We start from the raw sequence: 19,687 nt of genomic DNA on the forward strand, positions 1-19,687 counted from the left end.
GGGTCAGCGCGCCGGCACCCGGGCCGGTTCACGGACGTCGCGCCGGCCGAGGGCGAAGCGCCGGTAGACCTCCGCGTAGCCGCTCGCCATCCGATCGACGGAGAAGTTCTGCGCGACGTGCTCGACACAGTCCTCCGGGTCGAGGCGCTCCGCCGCGAGCAACGCCGCGGGTAGCTCCTCCGACCGCTCGACGACGAGACCGGTCAGCCCCGGCCGGACCAGTTCCGGCACCGCACCCCGGTTGAGCGCGACCACAGGTGTGCCGGTCGCCATCGCCTCCAGCATCACCATGCCGAACGGCTCGTCCCACTGGATCGGCATGATCAGGCAGCGGGCGTCGACAAGCATCCGCAGCGTCGTCGCGCGGTCCGCGTTGAGCACGACTGTCACATCCTCGTCGACCATCGGCGCGACGACCTGCTCGTAGTAGCGACGCTCGGCTGGCTCGTTGCACTTGCCGGCCAGCAGCAGGGGCAACCCGGCAGCCCGGCAGGCTCGGATGGCGGTGTCCGGGCCCTTGTCCGGGCTGAACCGGGCCAGCCACAGCACCGGCCCCGCGCCAGGCGTGTGCTTGCGCGGAAAACCCTGGATGTCCAGCGCGTTGTGCACGGTGCCGGCCCAGGGCAGATTCGGGTTCAACCGACGCTGCGCGTGCGAGATCGCCACCAGGGCGACGCCCGAGTCGATGTCGCTCAGCACGTCGCCGTACTCCCCCACGGGGTTCCCGTGCACTGTCGCGACCGTCGGCACGGCCCGGCGGCCGGCGACCAGCGGGCCGATCGTGGTGTGGTCGTGGATCACGTCGAAGTCCGCCGCCGTGATCAGCCGATTCACCCGAGCCAGGTGCGCCAGCTCGGGCAGTGACTCGCCGAGCCGCTCGTACTGGACCTCGGCGACGGTGGAGACGAAGCCGTCGGCCGCCGTGCCGTGGCCGCCGCCGGCACCGAACAGGGTCACCGCGTGCCCCTGCCGGCAGAGCGCGTCCACCAGGGCGGCGACGACCTGCTCAAGGCCGCCGTAACCGGGCGGCGGTACGGACAACCACGGCGGAACCACCATCGCGATGCGCAACGACCGCTCCTCGGGGCGGCCCGCAGGCGGGTGGTTCACGGCCACGAGTCCTCCCCGTTGATCCCCGGTGCGGCGGCACCGCCGGTCGGCGGCGGTTTCCCAGTGGCGTCCCGGGTAAACCGGACATCGCGGACGATCACCCGCCCACCAGGAGTTGGTCGTGGACCACCCGCACCCCGGGCGCGGACCACGCCACCCGCTCGACCTGATCGCGTTCCCACCAGGAACGGACCACCCCGGCGAGGACCAGCGTGTCGCCATCCACCTCGACTGTCACCCGCTCGCCGCCGAGCGTGCGCAGCAGCGCCCGCTGGACGTCCCGACGCAGCCGCTCGCCGGCCGGAGGTGCCGCGGGCCGTACCTCGATCAGGTTGGTGATCCCCCGTACGCCGTCGAGTCGGCGCACCTCGCCCTCGGCGGCCCGCCGCTGCCACCCGAACTCGACCTCACCGCGCAGCATCAGCCAGCCGTTGGCCACTGTCACGTCCAGCCGTTCGGCGGGCACGAAGCTGTCCCACTCCAGAGCACGGGTGGCGGCGACGGCGATCTCGGCGTCGGTACGCCCCGGAGTGCCGGGCAGCCGCACCTCCATCTCGTCGGCCACCGCCCGTACGCCGCGAACCCGCTGTGCGCACCGCGTCGCGGCCCAGCCGCGCGCGGCACCGTCCACGAATCCGGTCAGGGTGACGACGCCCTGGTCGACTGTCACACCGATCTCGTTCGGTTGCACCTGGGCGTCCCAGGCCAGCTCGGCCAGGACGTCGCGTTGGATCCGCTGGTCGTCGCGGACACCCACCACCTCGGTCATGGCACCCCCCGGTCCCGGTCGCCGAACACTCGCCCACCGAACCTGCCGGGCAGACGGGTGACGGCGGTTCACCCGATCCGGGTGAACCGCCGTCCGGGCGGAAAAAGCGGCGGGTGACGGAGCCGACCCCCTCGGCCCCGCCACCCGCCGCCGGAGGGAGGAAGCAGGTTCAGATAACTGGTCAGGACGTCTCGGCGAGCGTCACGGTTGCCGACTTGTCGGCGCCGTTGCGCTTGAACTGCACCTCGACGCGGTCGCCGACCTTGCCGGCCTGCACCGCGCCGACCAGGTCGTCGGAGTCGTTGACCGGCTTGTCGCCGAACCGGGTGACGACGTCACCGCGCTGGAGGCCAGCCTTCTCGGCCGGGCTACCCGGGGTGACCGAGGCGACGAGCGCGCCGCCGCCCTCGGCCTGGTTGACGCCGACCCCGAGCGACGGGTGGCTGACCTTCTCGCCGCGCTGGAGCTTGCCGGCGACGTCCTTGGCCTTGTTGCTGGGGATGGCGAACCCGACACCGATGTTGCCGGTGCTCTGGCCGGAGGTCGCGATGGCGGTGTTGACGCCGATCACCTCGCCCCGGGTGTTGACCAGGGCGCCGCCGGAGTTGCCGGGGTTGATCGGCGCGTCCGTCTGGAGCAGGCCGGAGATCGAGCTGACCGACTGGCTCTGCTGCTGGGTCGGGTCCTGCGGCTGGCCCTCGCCGGCCCGGATGGTGCGGTCCCGGGCGCTGAGAATGCCCGAGGTCACCGAACCCTGCAGGCCGAGCGGGCTGCCCAGGGCGAGCACCTGGTCGCCGACCTGCATGGCGTCGCTGTCACCGAACTTGGCGGCCTTGAGGTTGCTGACCCCGTTGGCCTTCACCACGGCCAGGTCGGTCTTCGGGTCGGTACCGATGACCTTCCCGTCGGCCTTCTTGCCGTCAGCGAAGATCACCTGCACGGCGCCGCCGGCCGCGGAGGCGACCACGTGGTTGTTGGTCAGCACGTAGCCGTCGGCGCTGAGCACCACCCCGGAGCCCTCACCGCTGTCGGTGGTGATCGAGACGACGCTGTCCTGCACCGACGCGGCGATCTTCGGCAGGTCAGCCCCGTTGATCACGGGAGCCGCGGAGTAGGTGCGGGTGATACCGCCGCCGTCGCCGTCGAGGGCCAGCGCGAGCGCCCCACCTGCCACGCCGGAGCCGAGCATCAGGGCGAACACCGCGACGCCGGCACCGGCGAACTTGGCGATCCGACCCGGCCGGGGACCACTGCCGGGCGGCGCGACCTGCGGGCCCCACGGCGGAACCGGCTGGCCAGGGTGCTGCGGGTGCTGCCCGGGGTGCTGGGGGTGCTGTCCCAGGTGCTGGGCGTGCTGGGGGTGCTGCTGGTGCTGGGCGTACGCCATACCCGGCTGGCCCCCGCCGGCCCAGCCGGACTGCTGCCCCGCGTACCAGGGGGCACCGGGGTAGTGGCCGGCGGCCGGCTGCGGGTAGCCGGGCTGGCCGGGCGTCGGGTGGCCGGAGACCGGATACGGCGGCGCGGACGCGGTGGCGGCCGGGGGCTCGTAGCCGGTCGGCGGCTCGTACCCGGTCGGCTGAGCGGTGGCCGGCGGCCCGGCGGGCGCGGCGGAGCCGGCGTACCCGGCCGGGGTGACGGCGGTGGTCTCCGCGTCACCGGCGGTCGTGGCGACCGTCGGCTCACCAGCGGTCGAGACGACCGGTACGGGAGTGGTCGGGGAGTCGGACTGCACGCGCTCGTCGCGCGGCAGCTCGGCGGTGGGGTGCGACGGCTCGGCGTCGGTGGGTGCCGGCCGGCGCTGCGGGTCGGACTCGAACTCGGTCATGGCACTACCTTCTCCCCCGGCACTGCAATCAACCTGGAACCGTCCTGGAAGTTGGCTGAAAGTCACTCGCCCGCTCCGTCGACCTGCGGCAGCAGCGGCAGCCGCACCCGGAAGGTGGCCCCACCGCCGGGTGTCTCGGCCACCTCGACCGAGCCGTGGTGGGCCGCTACCAGCGCCGCCACGATGGCCAGGCCGAGGCCGGTGCCGGTGTTGCCGTCGGCCCGTCGGGTACGTGCCGCGTCGGCCCGGTAGAACCGCTCGAAGACCCGTTCCGCCTGCTCCGCCGAGAGGCCGGGGCCGGTGTCGGCCACCTCCACGACGGCGAAGCCACCCGGTTCGGCGCGCAGCCGTACCCGGATCTCGGCCTCCGGTGGGGTGTGGGCGAGCGCGTTGGTGACCAGGTTGCCGATCACCTGGCGCAGCCGCGCGTCGTCGGCGGAGACGACGAGCGGGCCCGACTCGGGCGCGATCTCCAGCTCGATCCGCCGGTCCGGTGCCATCGCCCGGGCGGCCTGCACCGCGTCGGAGGCGAGCACCGGCAGCTCCACCGGGGTCAGCGAGAGCGGTCGTTCCATGTCCAACCGGGCGAGCAGCAGCAGGTCCTCCACCAGCAGCCCCATCCGGGCCGCCTCGTCCTCGATCCGGCGCAGCAGACCGGCGGTCTGCTCCGGCGCACGGGCGGCACCCTGCCGGTACAGCTCGGCGAAGCCACGAATGGTGGTGAGCGGAGTCCGCAACTCGTGCGAGGCGTCGGCGACGAACTGCCGCATCCGCTCCTCGGAGCGGATGGCCCGCGCCTCGGACGCCTGAGCGGCGGCGGCGGCATCCCGGGCGGCGCTCTCCGCCCACCGGGCCGAGGTCTCGGACGCGGCTCGGGCGGTGAACGCCGCCTCGATCTGGGTGAGCATCGCGTTCAGCGCCCGGGAGAGCCGGCCCAGCTCCGAGGTTGGCTCGGCCTGACCCTCCTCCGGGTCGGGCACCCGGCGGGTCAGGTCACCGCCGGCGATCGCGGCGGCGGTCTGTTCGATCTCGACGAGGGGCTTGAGGCTGGTCCGGACGATCGCGGCGCCGACCGAGGCCAGCATGATCAGCACTGCGCCACCGACCAGGAGGTCTATCCAGACGAGCTGCTTCACCGCCCGGTCCACGTCGGTCAACGGCTGACCCACGGCCAGCACGGAGCCGTCCGGCTGGGGGGCGTAGTACACCCGCCAGCGGGTGTAGCCGTTGCGGGACAGGACGGTCTGCGGCTCGCCCTCCTCCGCCTCGAAACCCGCGCGGCTGGTGGGGACCGCGGGCAGTTGGTCGGGGTCGTAGCTGAGGTCGTCGTACTTGGGCGGGTACACCTGGCGCTCGTCGGCCACGATGACGACGTAGTCGCTGGGCAGCATCGCGCCGACCTCACCGCTGCGCAGCTTCGGAAGCAGCTGGCCGAGGCCCTGGGCGGTCGACCGGACCTGCCCGTCGACCTGGCCCTCCAGGTAGTTGCGGAGGAAGTACGCGGTCAGCGAGCTGATCACCAGAAGCGCGACGGCGACCAGCGCCAGCACCGAGGTGACCAGCTTCACCCGCAGAGGAACGCTGCGCACCCGTCCCTTCGCCTGCTGGACCGCGTTCACGCCGCCGGCTTGCGCAGCACGTACCCGACGCCGCGGAGAGTGTGGATCAGCCGGGGTTGGGTGGTGTCGACCTTGCGCCGCAGGTACGAGATGTAGGACTCGACGATGTTGTCGTCGCCCCGGAAGTCGTAGTTCCAGACGTGATCGAGGATCTGCGCCTTGGACAGCACCCGGTTGGCGTTGAGCATCAGGTACCGCAGCAGCTTGAACTCGGTGGGCGAGAGCTGCACGCGCTGGCCGGCCCGGTGCACCTCGTGGGTCTCCTCGTCCAACTCCAGGTCGGCGAAGGTGAGCCGGGACGGGGCCTGCTCGCCGGTCGTGGTGCGGCGCAGCACGGCGCGGATCCGGGCGGTCAGCTCCTCCAGGCTGAACGGCTTCGTGACGTAGTCGTCGCCGCCCAGGGTCAGCCCGCGGATCTTGTCGTCGGTGGCGTCCCGGGCGGTCAGGAACACCACAGGGGTACGCGTGCCGCCCTCGCGGAGCATCCGGATGACCTCGAAGCCGTCCAGGTCGGGGAGCATCACGTCGAGCACCACCAGGTCGGGCCGGTGGTCCTTGGCGGCGTTGAGCGCCGCGCTACCACTTGTCGCGGTGGCCACGTCGAAGCCCGCGAACCGCAGGCTCGCGGAGAGCAGTTCGAGGATGTTGGGGTCGTCCTCGACGACAAGCAGTCGCGCCTCGGTCTGGGTAGCGGGCATGCGCCCATCATCGGTGACATCACTGCGCCAGCGCTGGACGGTTCCTGCAAAAAGGCTGTGAGTCGCCGACCGGTCCGTGGCGTCGGTCAGCGCAGCAGGCGACGTAGCCCGTCGAGGGCGCCGTCGAGCAGGCGGATCGCGGTGCGCAGTTGGGTGTCGCTGAACTGTCGGGCGCGCATCAGCCGGCCCACCTCGACGGTGAACGCGGCCAGCCGCTGGTCCAGTTCGTCGAGCAACTCCGCCTGCGGTCCGGCGGTCGACGTCGGCCGGGGCGGCGGTGCGGGCGGCTCCCACCGGGCCCGCCGGGTCTGCCGGGTGGCCTCGCTCAGCTCCCGCTTGAGGTCGCGTACCGAGCCGCGTACCTCGCTGCGGATCTCGCCGGCCAGGCTGGAGAGGTCCGCCACGGAGGCCGCGATGTCCGTCTCCAGCGCGGTCAGCTCGCCGGCCCGTTGGCGCAGCTCGGCACGGCCGGCGTCGGTGATGTCGTACGTCTTGCGGCCACCGGCAGCGGTGTGGCTGACCAGACCCTCGACCTCCAGCCGTTGCAGGCGGGGGTAGATGGTGCCGGCGCTGGGCGCGTACAGCCCGAGGAACCGGTCCTCCAGCAGGCGGATCAGCTCGTAGCCGTGCTTCGGGCCGTCGTCGAGGAGCTTGAGCAGGTAGAGCCGGAGCCGCCCGTGGCTGAACACGGCGGTCACGGCAGCTCCTCCACGTCGTTGTCGACAGCTCGGGCGAGCAGGGCGATGCTCCCCGAGGTCGCGGAAGCCCAGAGCTTACCTTCGCCGGCACCGAGCACCCCCTCGCTGCTGGGCAGTGGGAACGTCGAGGGGCGCAGCTGCGAGAAGCCGCTGGTGATGCGGCCGGACGCCGTGTTCAGCCGGACGGCGAGGTCGCTGTCCTCGCGGACCCGGACGGTGATGCTGCCCGAGATGGTGGTCAGCCGGATCTCGCTGCGCCGGGGGTTGTCCAGGTCGCAGGTGATCGCGCCGGAGACGGTCTGCGCCCGGACCCGGTCGGCGGCGCTGTCGGCGAGGATCACCTCCCCGGAGACCGTCTCCAGGGTGAGGTCGCCGCGGACGCCGAGGGCCTCCACCGGCCCTGAGGTGATCTTCGCGGAGGTGCTGCCGCGCAGCCCCATGAGGGTGATCTGGCCGGCGACGACGTCGACGGTGGTCTGCCGGCGCAGGCCGGAGGCGACCACCGAGCCCGCCACCAGGCTCAGATCGGCAAGGACGTCGGCGGGCACGGCGACGGACACGTCCACCCGGGGATAGCGATGGATCATCCGGAACCAGCGAAGGACGTCCGACCAGCCCCGACCGCGCTCCTGGCGGATGCTGAGCCGGCCGTCGGTGTGGTCGATCAGGACCGGCCGACGGCCGACCTGGGTCACGTCGATCCGGGTCGGCCCGTCGGCGGCGACCACGTTGAGCCGCCCACTGATCAGCCGGACGTCCAGCCGGATGACCGGAGCGTCCAGTGTGAGCCGCTGCGGGCTCTCGACCGTCCAGCCGGCCATGGCGTCCCCCTCTCGACGACGCGCGGACGCACGCCGAACAGAAGGAGAATGTAACGCGATACATCGCGACACCACAAGACTGTCGCGAGTCTCGCGCCTCAGGCCGCCAGGTCCAGCTCCCGATTGGCGGCGGGCGTCGGCATGGGGACGGCCGGCGTCACCGTGGGCACCGGCCGCAGCCGGGCCCGCGCCGCGGCACCCGCCGTCGGCACCAGGTGTACGGCAGACTCGGCGGCCCGGGCCAGCAACCGCCGATCGGCATCACGGGCCGGGTGCAGCGCACCGGCGATCGTCACCGAGACCACCAGCTCCCGCGCCGTGACCACCCGTGCCACCGAGCGCAGCAGGGTGTCCGCACCGAGGAAGGCGGCTGCCGTGGTGGTCGACCCGGTGGCCTCGCAGCGATAGGTCAACCGCAGCGGCACCACCGGGCTGCCCGTGTCGATGGCCGCCTGGAACGTCGCGGGCCGGAAACCACCGCCGGGGCGGCAGTCGGTGGCGTCGGTCCCGGCGCACCACGTCGTACCCTCCGGAAAGACCGCCACCGACCGCCCGGCGCGCAGCGCGTCGGCGACCCGGTCGACGGTGGTCGGCAGCGCCAGCGGCCGGGAGCGGTCCACGAAGACCGTGCCCGCCGCCGCGGCCAGCAGACCGACCACCGGCCAGGAACGGATCTCCCGTTTCGCGACCATCCGGGTGGGCGCGACCGCCAGCACCGCGAGGATGTCCAGCCAGGAGACGTGGTTGGCGACCAGCAGTGCCCGCCGCCGGGGCAGCCGGCCCCGGACCACGAGGCGGACGCCGAAGGCGCGCGCGGTCGCCCGTGCCCACCCGCTGACCAGCGCCTGTCGTTCCCGGATGGGGAGCACGGGCAGGAGCAGCACCACGGCGATCCCGGCCAGCAGCATGCCGAGCGCGGCGACCAGCCGGAGCACCCGGCGGGCCACCGGCACCGTCGGCACCTCGCCGGCCGCCGGCAGGCAGTCGTCGTCGCAGCCCGAGGAGGGCCGCCACAGGTCGCGCGGCACGGCGGTCACCGCTGCTCCCCGCCCAGGAAGTGCCGCAGGTAGCGCGGGTTCATCCGGTCCAGGGAGAAGAGGACGTAGAAGTCCGCGCACCCGAAGTCGCTGTCGTACGACGGCTCGCCACAGATCCACGCGCCGAGCCGGAGGTAGCCACGCAGCAGCGGCGGAACCGCTACCCGTCCGGCCGGGGCAACGGCGACCGGGCCGGCGGAGGCCGCCTCGGTGAACCACGGCCGCAAGGGGCGGACCCGCAGCGGCGGCGGTGACAGGTGCCGTGCGCGGGCCTGGGTCCACACCTCGGCGACCGTCCGCCCGCCGTCGGCCACCGGCACCGACGCGCAGCCGCCGAGCCAGCGGGAGCCGCGCAGGTGCAGGTACCTGATGATGCCGGCCCACATCAGGTTGATCACCGCGCCGGAGCGGTGGTCCGGGTGCACGCAGGACCGACCCGCCTCGACCAGGTCGCCGCTGAGGGGGTCGAGCGGGCTCAGGTCGAACTCGTCCTCGGCGTAGCGCCGAGTGGTGCGCCCCGGCGGCAGCAGCCGGTACGTGCCGACCACCTCGCCGGTGCTGTCCTCGCGGACGATCAGGTGGTCGCAGTACGCGTCGAAGGGGTCCACGTCCAACCCGGCCTCGCCGGGAAGGAGGGTGGCGCCGAGCTCGGTGGCGAACACCTCGTGGCGCAGGCGTTGCGCGGCCGCGACCTGGGTGGGGTCGTCGGCGATCAGCAGGGTGTATCCGCTGGTCTTCAGGGGTGCGCCAGCGGCATGCAGAACGGCCATGGGATCTGTGTAGGTGCCCGGGTTGCCATTCACGGGGACCACCGGTGTCGATCGGATGAACGCCGGCAGGCGAGACCGCGAGCGAGGCCCGGCGCAGAGCGTGCGAGGCTGCCCGGGCAGGCCGGCGAAGGCGCCGACACGCACCACCGGAGGTCGACGATGCGCATCGAGAGCCGCTACAACGGGCCCGCCGGTTCCGGCAACGGTGGCTGGAGCGCGGGGATCTTCGCCGCCGAGGCGGGCGACGCCGGGCCGGTCGAGGTGACGCTGCGCCGGCCACCACCGCTGGAGACCGAGCTGACCCTGGTCGACGGCGAGGTCCGGGACCCGTCCGGCGAGCTGGTGGCCGAGGTGCGCCCGGCCGGGGCGATCGATGTCGTCGTACCCCCTGTCGACCTGGAGACGGCGGTGGCCGCCGCGACCCGCTACCCCGGCCTGGTCGAGCACCCGTTCCCCGGCTGTTACGTCTGCGGGCCGCAGCGGGCCGACGGGCTGCGGATCTTCCCCGGCCGGCTGCCGGATGGGGGGACCGCCGCGCCGTTCCGCGCGCCCGAGCAGGTCAGCGGCGCTACGGTCTGGGCGGCGCTGGACTGTCCCGGCGGTTGGGCGGTGCTCGCGCCGGGCCGCCCGTACCTGCTGGGCCGGATGGCTGCCGTGGTCGCGGCGTTGCCGGGGCCGGGCGACGAGTGCGTGGTGACCGGGGCGTTGCTCCGCGTCGATGGGCGCAAGGCGCTCGTGCACACCAGCCTGTACGGCCCGGACGGCGCGTTGCTCGGCGCGGCCCGGGCAACCTGGATCGCCCGCTGAACCCCCGCCGTAGTCCGCAGGGAGGAGCCGCCTCCGCCCCGCGACGGAGGCGAACGTACGGACCGCGCCTGATTGACCTTGTTGCCACGGGCCGTCACGCTGTGCCACGGCGTACCTCGACGCCACACACGGGAGGAGAACGATGACTGACGGGCAGCGAAGCCCCACCAGCGACGGTCAGATCGTGGTGTCCGGTCTGACGAAGCAGTACAAGAGCGTCCGGGCGGTGAACAACCTGTCCTTCACCGTGGCACCGGGGCGGGTGACCGGCTTCCTCGGCCCGAACGGCGCCGGTAAGACCACCACGCTGCGCATGCTGCTGAACCTGGTCACGCCGACCGCCGGCACGGCCACCATCAGCGGCCAGCGGTACGCCGACCTCACCGACCCGCTGCGGCAGGTCGGCGCGGTGCTGGAGGCGTCGAGCGCGCACAAGGGCCGCACCGGCATCAACCACCTCCGGGTCATCTGCGCGGCGGCCGGGCTGCCCAAGCAGCGGGCCGACGAGGCGCTGGCCCTGGTCGGGTTGACGCCGGCGGCGAAGCGCAAGTTCAAGGGTTACTCGCTGGGCATGAAGCAGCGGCTCGGCATCGCCGCCGCGATGCTCGGTGACCCCCGCGTGCTGATCCTCGACGAGCCGGCCAACGGGCTGGACCCGGAGGGCATCCGGTGGATGCGTGGGTTCCTCAAGAACCTCGCCCACGAGGGCCGTACGGTGCTGGTCTCCAGCCACCTGCTGTCGGAGATGCAGTTGCTCGCCGACGACGTGGTGATCATCGCGGCCGGGCAGTTGGTCCGGCAGGGTCCGGTCGAGCAGGTGCTCGGCTCGATGGCGCAGGGCGCCCGGGTCCGGGTCCGCACCCCGCAGGCCGAGGCGCTGACCGCCGCCCTGAAGGCGCAGTCGGCAACAATCGAGACCGACGACCAGGGCGTGCTGCTGGTCGGCGGGGTGGACGCCCCGGCGATCGGTCGCGCCGCCCTCGCGGCCGGCGTGGAGCTGCACGAACTGACCACCGAACGGCCCGATCTGGAACGGGTCTTCCTGGAGCTGACGGCCGGAAAGGCGGGCATCCGATGAACCTGGTCCGATCCGAGCTACTCAAGATCCGTACCACCAACACCTGGTGGATCTTCGCGTTGATCAGCCTGCCGCTCTGGGCGCTCACGCTGCTCATCAACTGGTTGCAGGCCGACGCCCTGACCAGCAACAACCTCGGCGACGTGTCGGCCGAGCAGGCCGCCCAGTTCGAGGCTGCGGCCAGTACGGACGCCCTCTCGTCCAACCTGTTCACCACCGGGCAGTTCTTCGGCCTCCTGATCGTGATGCTGCTCGGCATCATCGTGGTGACGAGCGAGTTCTTCCACCAGACGGTGACCACCACGTTCCTCACCAACCCGCACCGCACCGCCGTGATGAGCGCCAAGCTGGTCGCGGCGGGTGTGCTGGCGCTGCTGTTCTGGCTGGTGACCACAGCGCTCAACCTGGTCTTCGGTTCGGCGGTGCTGAGCGCGGTCGGGCTGGACTCCCAACTGGGCAACGACGCGGCCTGGCGGGCGATCGGCCTGAACCTGCTCGCGTACCTGCTCTGGGCGGTGTTCGGCGTCGGCATCGGCGTGCTGATCCGCAGCCAGATCGGCGCCACGGTGACCGGCATCCTGCTCTACCTGGGCGGCTCGATCGGCGCCATCTTCGTGATCGCCATCCTGGCAGAGCGCTGGGGCGACTGGATCAACAACCTGCAGCTGCTGGTGCCGTCGCTGGCCTCGTCGCTGATGGTGACCGGGGCGGACATCCCCGGCAACCCGCCGCGCTGGGCCGGCGCCGCCGTGCTCATCGGGTACGCGGTGGTGACCGGCGTGGTCGGCACCCTGCTGATGCGTCGACGCGACATCTCCTGACGGTCCCGGGGTGGCGGCTGCGCAGCCGCCACCCCGGATCCCTTAGCAGCCGTCGAGAGAGCACGCAGGCGTTGCTGAACTTCTGGCATCTTCTGTGAAACCGGCCACGGGACCGAGGCGGAAATGCCTGCGGGATCGGTACGGCGTAGCCTGGGAGCCGTCCAGTCCGTGCTCCTAATCGGGCGCGACGGACACACCGCGTGCCACACAAACCCGCGTGAAAGAGGCGATTACCGGCCGTGTCGACCCAGCAGACTTCGCAGGAGAACCCACTGGCGGGTTTCGGCCCGAATGAGTGGATCGTCGAGGAGATGTACCAGCGCTACCTCGCCGACCCATCGAGCGTCGATTCGGCCTGGCACGACTTCTTCGCCGACTACCACCCGGCACCGGGCGCGGGCACCCCGCGCGGCGCCGAATCGTCGGACAAGCCGGCCGCCGCCCCCGAGCCGGACGGCCAGCCGGAGGCAGCCGCCAGCGTCGCCCAGGCAAGCGCCCCGGCCAAGCCGGCGACCGCGAGCAAGCCGGCCGCCGCCCAGTCGGCGCCGGCCAAGACCGCCGCCGCTCCGGCCACGCCCAAGGCCACGCCGGAGAAGGCCGCCCCGGCCAAGCCGGCTGCCAAGGCCGCCGCGCCGAGCGCCGACGGCCCACAGACCACCCCGCTGCGCGGCGTCGCGGCGAAGATCGTCCAGAACATGGACGCCTCACTCAGCGTGCCCACCGCGACAAGCGTGCGCGCGGTCCCGGCCAAGCTGCTGGTGGACAACCGCATCGTGATCAACAACCACCTCGCCCGCGGGCGGGGTGGCAAGGTCAGCTTCACCCACCTGGTCGGCTACGCGATGGTGCGGGCGCTGGTCCAGCACCCCGAGATGAACAACTCCTTCGCCGAGGCCAACGGCAAGCCGGCGGTGGTCCGCCCGGCACACGTCAACCTCGGCATCGCGATCGACCTGGCCAAGCCGGACGGCAGCCGCAACCTGGTGGTCCCCTCCATCAAGGGCTGCGAGCAGATGGACTTCCGGCAGTTCTGGCAGGCGTACGAGGACGTGGTCCGGCGGGCGCGGCGCAATGAGCTGACCATGGAGGACTACTCCGGCACCACGATCTCGCTGACCAACCCGGGCGGCATCGGCACCGTGCACTCGATGCCGCGGCTGATGCAGGGGCAGAGCGCGATCATCGGCGTCGGCGCGATGGAGTACCCGGCCCCCTACCAGGGGATGTCCGAGGCCACCCTCGCCGAGCTGGCGGTCAGCAAGATCATCACGCTGACCAGCACGTACGACCACCGGATCATCCAGGGCGCGCAGTCCGGCGAGTTCCTCAAGGTGATGCACGAGCTGATCCTGGGCGAGCACGGCTTCTACGACCAGATCTTCACCGCGCTGCGCATCCCGTACGAGCCGGTGCGCTGGATGCGCGACGTCGCGGTCAACTCCGAGGGTCAGATCAACAAGACCGCGCGGGTGCACGAGCTGATCCACGCGTACCGGGTGCGCGGTCACCTGATGGCCGACACCGACCCGCTGGAATTCAAGATCCGCAAGCACCCCGACCTGGACGTCCTCCAGCACGGGCTCACCCTGTGGGACCTGGACCGCGAGTTCCCGGTCAACGGCTTCGCCGGCCGGCAGCGGATGAAGCTGCGCGAGATCCTCGGCGTGCTGCGCGACTCGTACTGCCGCCGGGTCGGCATCGAGTACATGCACATCCAGGACCCGGAGGAGCGGCGCTGGGTCCAGGAACGGATCGAGCGCAAGTACGAGAAGCCGTCCGCCGACGAGCAGAAGCACGTGCTCAACCGGCTCAACGCCGCCGAGGCGTTCGAGACCTTCCTCCAGACGAAGTACGTCGGCCAGAAGCGCTTCTCGCTGGAGGGCGGCGAGTCGCTGATCCCGCTGCTCGGTGAGGTGCTGGAGTCCTCCGCCGAGAACGGGCTGGACGAGGTCGTCATCGGCATGGCCCACCGGGGTCGGCTCAACGTGCTCGCCAACATCGTCGGCAAGCCGTACGAGAAGATCTTCTCGGAGTTCGAGGGCCACCTGGACCCGCGCTCGACGCAGGGTTCCGGCGACGTGAAGTACCACCTGGGCCAGAACGGCAAGTTCACCACTCCGGACGGCGAGCACGCGGTCAAGGTGTCGGTGGTGGCCAACCCGTCGCACCTGGAGGCCGTCGACCCGGTGCTGGAGGGCATCGTCCGGGCCAAGCAGGACCGGATCGACCTCAAGCTGGAGGGCTACACCGTGCTGCCGCTGGCGGTGCACGGTGACGCCGCCTTCGCCGGGCAGGGCGTGGTCGCCGAGACGCTCAACCTGTCGCAGCTGCGCGGCTACCGCACCGGCGGCACCGTGCACGTGGTGGTGAACAACCAGGTCGGCTTCACCACCGCCCCGGAGTACAGCCGGTCCAGCCTCTACAGCACCGACGTGGCCCGGATGATCCAGGCGCCGATCTTCCACGTGAACGGCGACGACCCGGAGGCCGTGGTCCGGGTGGCCCGGCTGGCGTTCGAGTACCGGCAGACGTTCAACAAGGACGTCGTGATCGACATGGTCTGCTACCGCCGGCGCGGGCACAACGAGGGCGACGACCCGTCGATGTCCAACCCTCAGATGTACAAGATCATTGACTCGAAGCGCTCGGTCCGCAAGCTCTACACCGAGGAGCTGATCGGTCGCGGCGACATCACCGTGGAGGACGCGGAGGAGCTGCTCCGCGACTACCAGGCGCAGCTGGAAAAGGTCTTCAAGGCCACCCGGGACGCCGCCTCGGCACCGCGCCAGCTCAACCGGCCGCGCCGCGAGGAGGAGCCGGAGCCGCAGGTCGACACCGCCACCGACGCGTCAGTGGTCAAGGCCGTCGGCGAGGCGCACATCAACCTGCCGGAGGGCTTCACCCCGCACAAGCGGATCCAGCAACTGCTGGACCGGCGGGCCAAGATGTCCGTCGAGGGCAACATCGACTGGGGCTTCGGCGAGATCATCGCGCTCGGGGCGCTGCTGCACGACGGTGTCACCGTCCGGCTCGCCGGGCAGGACTCGCGTCGCGGCACGTTCGTCCAGCGGCACGCCTCGGTGGTCGACTCCCGCACCGGCGACGACTACCTGCCGCTGAAGTCGCTCACCGGCGACGGCGACCGCTCCCGGTTCTTCGTGCACGACTCGCTGCTCAGCGAGTACGCGGCGATGGGCTTCGAGTACGGCTACTCGGTGGAGAACATCAACGCCCTCGTCGCCTGGGAGGCCCAGTTCGGCGACTTCGTCAACGGCGCCCAGTCGGTGATCGACGAGTTCATCTCGTCCGGCGAGGTGAAGTGGGGCCAGCGCTCCGCCATCACCCTGCTGCTGCCGCACGGCCACGAGGGTCAGGGCCCGGACCACACCTCCGGCCGGCCGGAGCGGTTCCTGCAGATGTGCGCCGAGGACAACATGCGGGTGTCCATCCCGACGACCCCGGCGAACTACTTCCACCTGCTGCGCCGCCAGGCCCTGTCGCCCAAGCGCAAGCCGCTCGTGGTGTTCACGCCGAAGTCGCTGCTGCGGCACAAGCTCTGCGTCTCGTCGGTGGAGGACTTCACCACCGGCACCTTCCAGCCGGTGCTGCGCGACACGGCCGCCCCGGCACCGGAGGCGGTGAAGCGGGTGCTGCTCTGCTCCGGCAAGGTCTACTACGACCTGTTCCAGGCCCGGCAGGAGCGCGGCGTCACCGACACCGCCATCCTGCGGCTCGAGCAGCTGTACCCGCTGCCGGTGGAGGAGATCCGGGCGGCCCTGGCGCAGTTCCCGAACGCCGAGGACTTCGCCTGGGTGCAGGAGGAGCCGGCCAACCAGGGCGGCTGGTCGTTCGTCGCGCTCAACCTGCTGGAGCACCTCACCGACGTTCGGCTGCGGCGGATCTCCCGCCCGGCCGCGGCCGCCCCGGCGGTCGGCTCGGCCAAGACCCACGAGGTCGAGCAGAACGCGCTGATCGAGGCGGCTCTCCCCCGCCCGTGACCTGATCTGAGCACGGAAGCCGGGGCAGGACCGTTTCACCACGGTCCTGCCCCGGCTCTCGTGGGTCACGCCCGGTTTCACCACCCACCCCGCCCGGTCCGAGCCGGGCCGGGCCGAGCACAAGGACGTACCCATGTACTTCACCGACCGTGGCATCGAGGAGCTGGTCGAGCGCCGGGGCGAAGAGCAGGTGACCCTGGAGTGGCTCGGCGAGCGCCTGCGCGACTTCGTCGACCTCAACCCCGACTTCGAAACCCCCATCGAACGCCTGGCCACCTACCTGGCCCGCCTCGACGACCCCGACGACAACGACGCCTAACCCCGTTCCCCACCCGGTGATCAAGAAGTTTCGGTCACGATGGGGGCCGGAGCTGACGCAAACTTCTTGATCAACGAGCAGCACAGGGCAGGGCAGGGGGTGGGAACGTGGCTCGGAGTGTTTACCTCACCAGCGTGGGGTCCGGCGGGGGCAAGTCGACGATTGCCCTCGGGTTGGCGGAGTTGCTGTCCCGCCAGGTCGGGCGGATCGGCGTGTTCCGGCCGTTGGTCGCCGACACCGGCCAGGACCCGATCCTCGCCCTGCTCAGCGAGCGGTACCGGGTAGAGGTCCCGCTGTCCGAGCTGGCCGGGGCGAGCTACTCCGAGGCTGCGGCGCTGGTCGCCGACGGCCGACGGGAGCAGTTGATCTCCGCCATCGTCGAGCGCTACCGGGCGGTGGAGCGGCAGTGCCCGGCGGTGGTAGTGGTGGGCAGCGACTTCGACGACCCCGGCGATCCGGCCCGCCCCCGCGAACTGGCCTTCAACGCCCGGCTGGCCACCGAGTTCGGCAGCGTGGTGGTGCCGGTGGTGGACGGCTTCGGGCAGGAGCCGGCAGCGGTCGCGGCGGCCGTGCGGGGGGCGTACCACGATCTGGCCGACCTGGGCGCGACGGTGCTCGCGGTGATCGCCAACCGGGTGCCGGGGCCGATGACGCTGCCCGACCTGCCGGTCCCCGCGTACGCCATCCCGGAGGTGCCGAGCGTGTCGGCGCCGACGGTGGCCGAGGTCGCGGCGGCGCTCGGCGCGACCCTGCTGGCCGGGGACGACGCCGCGCTCGGTCGTGACGTGCTGGATTTCGTGGTCGGCGCGGCGCATGTGCCGACCCTGCTGGGCCACCTCACCGAGGGCGCCCTGGTGATCACCCCCGGGGACCGGGCCGACCTGCTCGTCGCCGCGAGCGCCGCGCACGTGGCCGGGCAGGTGTCGGTGGCCGGGTTGGTGCTCACCCTCGGCGAGCAGCCCGACCCCCGGGTCATGCGGCTGGTGGAGGGGCTCAACACCGGGCTGGCGGTGCTCTCCGTGCGTCTCGACAGCTACGACACGGTGGCCGCGTCCAGTCGCATCGAGGGCCGGCCCAGCGCGGCCAACCCCCGCAAGGTGGAGGCCGCGCTCGGCGCGTTCGAGCGCTGTGTGGACACCGACGACCTGGCCCGTCGGCTGCGGGTCAGCCGGTCGGCGCGGGTCACCCCACTGATGTTCGAGAACGAACTGATCGACCGGGCCCGCTCGAAGCCCCGGCACCTCGTGTTGCCGGAGGGCAACGACGAGCGGATCCTGCGCGCGGCGGAGATCCTGCTGCGTCGTGGAGTGGCCGAGCTGACGCTGCTCGGGCGGCCGGACGACATCGCGCGGCGCACCCGCGAGCTGGGCATCGACCTCGGCGACGCGCACCTGGTCGACCCGGGCAGCAGCGGGTGGCGCGACGACTTCGCCGCCGAGTACGCCCGACTGCGCGCCCACCGGGGCGTCACCGCCGAGTTGGCGCACGACATCGTGGCGCAGCCCAACTACTTCGGCACCCTGATGGTGGCCACCGGTCGAGCCGACGGCATGGTCTCCGGCGCGACGCACACCACCGCCGCGACCATCCGGCCGGCGTTCGAGATCATCCGTACGCTGCCGGACGTCTCGGTGGCGTCCAGCGTCTTCTTCATGCTGCTCGCCGACCGGGTGCTGGTCTACGGCGACTGCGCGGTCAACCGCGACCCGGACGCGGCCCAGCTCGCCGACATCGCGATCTCGTCGGCCGACACCGCCGCCCGGTTCGGTATCGAACCCCGGGTGGCGATGCTGTCGTACTCCACCGGCAGCTCCGGCGCCGGCGCGGACGTGGAGAAGGTCGCCGCGGCCACCGCGCTGGTCCGGGAGCGCCGACCCGACCTGCTGGTCGAGGGGCCCATCCAGTACGACGCGGCTATCGACCCGGCGGTGGCGGCGACGAAACTGCCGGACAGCCCGGTCGCCGGCCACGCCACGGTGTTCATCTTTCCGGACCTGAACACCGGCAACAACACGTACAAGGCGGTGCAGCGCTCCGCCGGGGCGGTCGCCGTCGGCCCGGTCATGCAGGGCCTGCGCCGACCGGTGAACGACCTGTCCCGGGGCGCGGGCGTGCCGGACATCGTCAACACGGTGGCGATCACCGCCATCCAGGCGGCCACCGAGGAGGCGTCGTGAGCCGGGTGCTGGTGCTCAACTGCGGGTCGTCGTCGGTGAAGTGGCGCCGCTACGACGGTGACCGGGCACTCGACCACGGCACCGTCGAGCGGATCGGTGAGCCCGGCGGTGGCCCGAAGGACCACACCGAAGCGGTCCGACAGATCCTCGGCGGGCTGGACCTGACCGGGCTGGCGGCGGTCGGGCACCGGGTGGTGCACGGTGGCCGGACGTTCAGCGCGCCGGTGCTCGTCGACGACGCGGTGTTGGCCGCGATCAGGGATCTGGTGCCGCTCGCCCCGCTGCACAACCCGGCCAACCTGGCCGGCATCGAGGTGGCCCGCGCGGCGCTGCCGGACGTCCCGCAGGTCGCCGTCTTCGACACCGCCTTCCACCACACCCTGCCGGAGGCCGCCGCGACGTACGCGATCGACACTGAGACCGCCGAGCGGTACGACATCCGCCGGTACGGCTTCCACGGCACCTCACACGCGTACGTGTCCCGGCGCACCGCCGAACTGCTGGGCCGCCCGTACGAGCAGGTCAACACGATCACCCTGCACCTGGGCAATGGAGCCAGCGCCTGCGCGGTGGCGAACGGTCGCAGCGTCGCCACCTCGATGGGCATGTCCCCCCTGGAGGGGCTGGTGATGGGGACCCGCAGCGGCGACGTGGACCCGACCGTGATCTTCCACCTGCGCCGGGAGGGCGGGCTGTCGGTGGACGACATCGACGACCTGCTCAACAACCGCAGCGGTCTGCTCGGGCTGACCGGCGTCAACGACATGCGCGAGGTGCTGGAACGCCGCGCCGCCGGTGACCGGGCCGCGACGCTGGCCTTCGACGTGTACTGCCGGCGCATCACCGGCTACGTCGGGGCGTACTACGCGCTGCTCGGCCGGGTCGACGCGATCGCCTTCACCGCCGGGGTCGGCGAGCACGCCGCGCCGGTGCGGGCCGCCGCGCTGGCCGGCCTGGGCCGGCTCGGCATCACAGTTGACGACGCCCGCAACGACGGCGACGGCGACCGGGTGATCTCGCCCGACGGCGCCGAGGTGAGCGTCTACGTCATCCGCACCGACGAGGAGCGGGAGATCGCCCGGCAGACCCGGGACGTGATCGGAGCGGCCTGACGCCGATAGGGCGCGCACCCCCGGGAGG

At 72.0% G+C, this 19,687-nt stretch carries 16 protein-coding genes; 7 read left to right on the top strand and 9 right to left on the bottom strand.

What is annotated here, in order from left to right; genetic code table 11:
- Positions 1-3: 3 nt before the first annotated feature.
- The 9 genes from ACQP0U_RS27550 to ACQP0U_RS27590 all read right to left on the bottom strand — a co-directional run bounded on the left by ACQP0U_RS27550 (position 4) and on the right by ACQP0U_RS27590 (position 9,347).
- Positions 4-1,059 (bottom strand): glycosyltransferase family 4 protein, encoded by a 1,056-nt coding sequence (locus tag ACQP0U_RS27550; RefSeq protein WP_433321217.1) that lies wholly within the window; start codon positions 1,057-1,059, stop codon positions 4-6.
- Between the two features lie 148 nt (positions 1,060-1,207).
- The gene (locus ACQP0U_RS27555) at positions 1,208-1,879 is read right to left on the bottom strand and encodes a BON domain-containing protein (RefSeq protein WP_433312593.1); all 672 of its coding nucleotides are present in this window, start codon (positions 1,877-1,879) and stop codon (positions 1,208-1,210) included.
- 181 nt (positions 1,880-2,060) lie between these two features.
- On the bottom strand, positions 2,061-3,704 hold the full coding sequence (locus ACQP0U_RS27560) for a trypsin-like peptidase domain-containing protein (RefSeq protein ID WP_433312596.1): 1,644 nt from the start codon (positions 3,702-3,704) through the stop codon (positions 2,061-2,063).
- Between the two features lie 62 nt (positions 3,705-3,766).
- Positions 3,767-5,323 carry a sensor histidine kinase gene (locus tag ACQP0U_RS27565; protein WP_433312598.1) on the bottom strand — a complete coding sequence of 519 codons (1,557 nt, stop codon included), beginning with the start codon at positions 5,321-5,323 and terminating at the stop codon, positions 3,767-3,769.
- Positions 5,320-6,021 (bottom strand): response regulator transcription factor, encoded by a 702-nt coding sequence (locus tag ACQP0U_RS27570; protein ID WP_030336721.1) that lies wholly within the window; start codon positions 6,019-6,021, stop codon positions 5,320-5,322. Before ACQP0U_RS27570 ends, ACQP0U_RS27565 begins: the two co-directional genes overlap by 4 nt.
- Before the next feature lie 86 nt (positions 6,022-6,107).
- Positions 6,108-6,719, bottom strand: a complete 612-nt coding sequence (locus tag ACQP0U_RS27575; protein ID WP_433312601.1) for a PadR family transcriptional regulator — start codon at positions 6,717-6,719, stop codon at positions 6,108-6,110.
- Positions 6,716-7,540 (bottom strand): DUF4097 family beta strand repeat-containing protein, encoded by an 825-nt coding sequence (locus tag ACQP0U_RS27580; RefSeq protein WP_433312604.1) that lies wholly within the window; start codon positions 7,538-7,540, stop codon positions 6,716-6,718. Before ACQP0U_RS27580 ends, ACQP0U_RS27575 begins: the two co-directional genes overlap by 4 nt.
- A 98-nt stretch (positions 7,541-7,638) precedes the next feature.
- Positions 7,639-8,577 (bottom strand): lysophospholipid acyltransferase family protein, encoded by a 939-nt coding sequence (locus tag ACQP0U_RS27585; protein WP_433312607.1) that lies wholly within the window; start codon positions 8,575-8,577, stop codon positions 7,639-7,641.
- Entirely contained in the window at positions 8,574-9,347 is a 774-nt protein-coding gene (locus tag ACQP0U_RS27590; protein ID WP_433312609.1) for a GNAT family N-acetyltransferase, read from the bottom strand. Before ACQP0U_RS27590 ends, ACQP0U_RS27585 begins: the two co-directional genes overlap by 4 nt.
- A 159-nt stretch (positions 9,348-9,506) precedes the next feature.
- Here ACQP0U_RS27590 and ACQP0U_RS27595 point away from each other — a divergent pair, with 159 nt between their 5' ends.
- The 7 genes from ACQP0U_RS27595 (at position 9,507) to ACQP0U_RS27625 (ending at position 19,659) form a co-directional block, all read left to right on the top strand.
- On the top strand, positions 9,507-10,154 hold the full coding sequence (locus ACQP0U_RS27595; protein WP_433312612.1) for a hypothetical protein: 648 nt from the start codon (positions 9,507-9,509) through the stop codon (positions 10,152-10,154).
- A gap of 142 nt (positions 10,155-10,296) precedes the next feature.
- A complete protein-coding gene (locus ACQP0U_RS27600) occupies positions 10,297-11,232 on the top strand; it encodes an ABC transporter ATP-binding protein (protein WP_433312615.1) in 936 nt (311 codons plus the stop codon).
- Positions 11,229-12,053: an ABC transporter permease gene (locus ACQP0U_RS27605; protein ID WP_433312617.1), complete on the top strand. Its 825-nt coding sequence runs from the start codon at positions 11,229-11,231 to the stop codon at positions 12,051-12,053. Before ACQP0U_RS27600 ends, ACQP0U_RS27605 begins: the two co-directional genes overlap by 4 nt.
- Positions 12,054-12,292: 239 nt before the next feature.
- Complete coding sequence (locus tag ACQP0U_RS27610) at positions 12,293-16,051, top strand: multifunctional oxoglutarate decarboxylase/oxoglutarate dehydrogenase thiamine pyrophosphate-binding subunit/dihydrolipoyllysine-residue succinyltransferase subunit (RefSeq protein WP_433312620.1); 3,759 nt, start codon at positions 12,293-12,295, stop codon at positions 16,049-16,051.
- A gap of 133 nt (positions 16,052-16,184) precedes the next feature.
- Positions 16,185-16,370 carry a DUF6104 family protein gene (locus ACQP0U_RS27615; RefSeq protein WP_433312622.1) on the top strand — a complete coding sequence of 62 codons (186 nt, stop codon included), beginning with the start codon at positions 16,185-16,187 and terminating at the stop codon, positions 16,368-16,370.
- Between the two features lie 107 nt (positions 16,371-16,477).
- The gene (gene pta / locus ACQP0U_RS27620; protein WP_433312625.1) at positions 16,478-18,547 is read left to right on the top strand and encodes a phosphate acetyltransferase; all 2,070 of its coding nucleotides are present in this window, start codon (positions 16,478-16,480) and stop codon (positions 18,545-18,547) included.
- On the top strand, positions 18,544-19,659 hold the full coding sequence (locus ACQP0U_RS27625; RefSeq protein ID WP_433312628.1) for an acetate/propionate family kinase: 1,116 nt from the start codon (positions 18,544-18,546) through the stop codon (positions 19,657-19,659). Before pta ends, ACQP0U_RS27625 begins: the two co-directional genes overlap by 4 nt.
- The last annotated feature ends 28 nt before the right edge of the window (positions 19,660-19,687 follow it).

The organism is Micromonospora sp. CA-269861, from assembly GCF_050948505.1.
GTDB lineage: Bacteria > Actinomycetota > Actinomycetes > Mycobacteriales > Micromonosporaceae > Micromonospora.